Consider the following 1,002-nt stretch of genomic DNA (forward strand, 5'->3'; position numbering starts at 1 on the left):
CGGATCAGTACTATGGTTCTCTCGTAATCTCAGAGAGTTGTTCTCATAATCTCATTTTTTATTGGTATAATGAGAATGATAGCGGATGGAGTAAATAATGAGATTAGCGCAAGGTTTATATGCATTATTTGCAACTTTAAATCAGAGTTTTAATTAAACCATACTTTACTAATTATGGTGTTAGGCTATAAAAGAACTTGCTGGTGGTAATTATGTAAATAGTGAAGGTTTGAGAGGAAATAGGGAAAAACACGATTGGTCTCGTTATTGTGATTCTGTTAAAGCGTACTGTACGTGGAATGGTATTACGATTAAAGAAGATTCTTCTGGGGATACGACGGGGAGATTGGGTACAAGATTATGAATTTTCTCGAGCAGGGTGCAGGGTATGCTCCTGAAGTTATGTTCTATGCAATGAGGCAAGTGATTTCCAAAATAGTGGATGGGCTAGCTAGCGGCCAAACAATAGAAGAACTTATTGCGGATTATACTGAGAAAGTTAAACGCTATTGTAGCGAATGGGATTCGTATTGAGAGATAGGATGAATAAGGTGTTATTAGTCATTTAGATCAGTTTACTTTTTTCGAGAAGATAAGGATGAGGAGGGGATGAGATATGTCAAAGAGAAAGTTATTTAGGCTATATCAGAGAACGTTTGGGAATAGTTAGCTTGCTAGCGAATTTGAAAACAGGCTCTTGGCGATAGATGGCGAGCCAAGATCCGCAGAGACCCATAAAAATTGAAAAAAAGAGTATTTCGAAGCCGACTTGGACTGGACGCTCGTGCCGCTTATATAGGAAATGGTTATTGTAAGTAGCTGCCAAATGTTCAACGGGGGAGGCAACTGCCCACAACATTAAACTATAACAATAAGCCATGCGAGAAAACCACCAGATAAGCTATAAAAGAAACCACGATAAGGCAAAAGACGGCGAATGAAGCTAGGCGTAGTTTCCACTAATTTGAGAATAATAATTTCTTGGTGATGGCTCTCTGTCGT

Annotated in this window: 1 protein-coding gene; it reads left to right on the forward strand. The window is 38.7% G+C overall.

What is annotated here, in order from left to right; translation table 11 throughout:
• Positions 1–360 precede the first annotated feature (360 nt).
• Positions 361–534, forward strand: coding sequence for a hypothetical protein (locus tag B1F79_RS02980; RefSeq protein ID WP_251365937.1), 174 nt, complete (start codon positions 361–363; stop codon positions 532–534).
• The last annotated feature ends 468 nt before the right edge of the window (positions 535–1,002 follow it).

It is taken from the genome of Coxiella-like endosymbiont of Rhipicephalus sanguineus (assembly GCF_018687865.1).